The sequence below is a fragment of the Belliella alkalica genome (assembly GCF_022549785.1).
GTDB lineage: Bacteria > Bacteroidota > Bacteroidia > Cytophagales > Cyclobacteriaceae > Belliella > Belliella alkalica.
In genome coordinates this window covers 1-2758 of record NZ_JAKZGO010000046.1, presented here as the reverse complement: position 1 = coordinate 2758, position 2758 = coordinate 1, and the positions used below count along the sequence as shown (strand labels likewise).

The window sequence follows — 2758 nt, the reverse complement described above, 5'->3', positions numbered from 1 at the left end:
TTGGTTCGGGTATTGTTGGCATAAGACACTGAAGTGCCATTCGGAAGCGTACCTGATATTTCAATGGCTTTCTCAGTTCCGTCAAATACATAGGTACCATTCTCGAAAGTGATTCCTGTAATAGTTGCAGGAGTAATTTCCAAATCTGCTGTCAATACCAATGTAGTGTAGTTGGTTCCAGTAATGGTGGCTGTCGCTTGCTGCGTACCCGCATTTGTTCGGGTATTGTTGGCATAAGACACTGAAGTGCCATTCGGAAGTGTGCCTGTGATTTCAATGGTTTTTTCAGATTCGTCAAATACAAAGGATCCGTCTTCGAAAGTGATTCCGGTAATAGTTGCAGGAGTGATTTCCAACTCTGCTGTCAATACCAATTCGGAATAATTATCACCTGAAATCGTTGCTGTTGCTTGCTGTGTTCCAACATTTGTTCTGGTATTGTCGGTATAGGCAACAAAAGTTCCATTTGGAAGCGTACCTCCTATTTCAATGGTTTTTTCAGATTCGTCAAATACAAAAGATCTGTCCTCGAAAGTGATTCCTGTGATTGTGGCTGGGGTGATGGTCAATTCTGCATTTAGAACCAATGTGGTATAATTGGCTCCTGAAATCGTAGCTGTTACCTGTTGGTTTCCGACATTAGTTCTTCCATTGTTTTCATAAGCAACTGAAGTTCCGTTCGGAAGTGTGCCTGTGATTTCAATGGTTTTCTCAGATTCATCGAATATAAAGGATCCGTCTTCGAAAGTGATTCCTGTGATTGTGGCTGGGGTGATTTCCAACTCTGCAGTCAATACCAATTCGGAATAATTATCACCTGAAATCGTTGCTGTTGCTTGCTGTGTTCCAACATTTGTTCTGGTATTGTCGGTATAGGCAACAAAAGTTCCATTTGGAAGCGTACCTCCTATTTCAATGGTTTTTTCAGATTCGTCAAATACAAAAGATCTGTCCTCGAAAGTGATTCCTGCGATTGTGGCTGGGGTGATGGTCAAATCTGCAGTCAATACCAACGTGGTATAATTATCACCTGAAATCGTAGCTGTTGCTTGCTGCGTACCCGCATTTGTTCGGGTATTGTTGGCATAAGACACTGAAGTTCCATTCGGAAGCGTACCTGTGATTTCAATGGTTTTCTCAGTTCCGTCAAATACAAAGGATCCGTCTTCGAAAGTGATCTCTGTGATTGTTGCTGGGGTGATTTCTAACTCTGCTGTCAATACCAACGTGGTATAATTATCACCTGAAATCGTAGCTGTTGCTTGCTGCGTACCCGTATTTGTTCGGGTATTGTCGGTATAGGCAACTGAAGTGCCATTCGGAAGCGTACCTGATATTTCAATGGCTTTCTCAGATTCATCGAATACAAAGGATCCGTCTTCGAAAGTGATTCCTGTAATTGTGGCTGGGGTGATGGTCAATTCTGCATTTAGAACCAATTCTGAATAATTATCACCTGAAATCGTAGCTGTTGCTTGCTGCGTTCCCGCATTTGTTCTGGTATTGTTGGCATAAGACACTGAAGTGCCATTCGGAAGCGTTCCTGATATTTCAATGGTTTTTTCAGATTCATCGAATACAAAGGTTCCATTTTCAAAAGTGATTCCTGTGATTGTTGCAGGAGTGATGGTCAATTCTGCATTTAGAACCAATTCGGAATAATTATCACCTGAAATCGTAGCTGTTGCTTGCTGCGTTCCCGCATTTGTTCTGGTATTGTCGGTATAGGCAACTGAAGTTCCATTCGGAAGTGTACCTGAGATTTCGATGGTTTTTTCTGTTCCATCAAATACAAAGGATCCGTCTTCGAAAGTGATTCCGGTAATAGTTGCAGGAGTGATTTCCAACTCTGCTGTCAATACCAATTCGGAATAATTATCACCTGAAATCGTAGCTGTTACCTGTTGGTTTCCGACATTTGTTCTTCCATTGTTTTCATAGGCAACAAAAGTTCCATTTGGAAGCGTACCTACTATTTCAATGGTTTTTTCAGATTCATCGAATACAAAGGATCCGTCTTCGAAAGTGATTCCTGTGATTGTGGCTGGGGTGATGGTCAATTCTGCATTTAGAACCAATTCTGAATAATTATCACCTGAAATCGTGGCTGTTGCTTGCTGCGTTCCCACATTGGTTCGGGTATTGTTGGCGTAAGCAACTGAAGCTCCATTCGGAAGCGTGCCTGATATTTCGATGGTTTTTTCTGTTCCATCAAATACAAAAGATCCGTCTTCGAAAGTGATTCCTGTGATTGTTGCAGGAGTAATTTCCAACTCTGCTGTCAATACCAATTCGGAATAATTATCACCTGAAATCGTAGCTGTTGCTTGCTGCGTGCCCGTATTTGTTCGGGTATTGTTAGCATAGGCAACTGAAGTTCCATTCGGAAGCGTACCTGTGATTTCAATGGTTTTTTCAGATTCATCGAATACAAAGCTTCCATTTTCGAAAGTGATTCCTGTGATTGTGGCTGGGGTGATGGTCAATTCTGCATTTAAAACCAATTCGGAATAATTATCACCTGAAATCGTAGCTGTTACCTGTTGGTTTCCGACATTTGTTCTTCCATTGTTTTCATAGGCAACTGAAGCTCCATTTGGAAGCGTACCTGAAATTTCAATGGCTTTCTCTGATTCATCGAATATAAAGGATCCGTCTTCGAAAGTGATTCCGGTAATAGTTGCAGGAGTGATTTCCAACTCTGCTGTCAATACCAATGTGGTGTAGTTGGCTCCAGTAATGGTAGCTGTTGCTTGCT

General features: G+C 41.7%; 1 protein-coding gene. It reads right to left on the bottom strand.

Features of this window, described 5'->3' with window-relative positions; all coding sequences use genetic code 11:
- Positions 1–2758: beta strand repeat-containing protein (locus MM213_RS20460; RefSeq protein WP_241414744.1), on the bottom strand; the 2758-nt coding region annotated here is incomplete at both ends.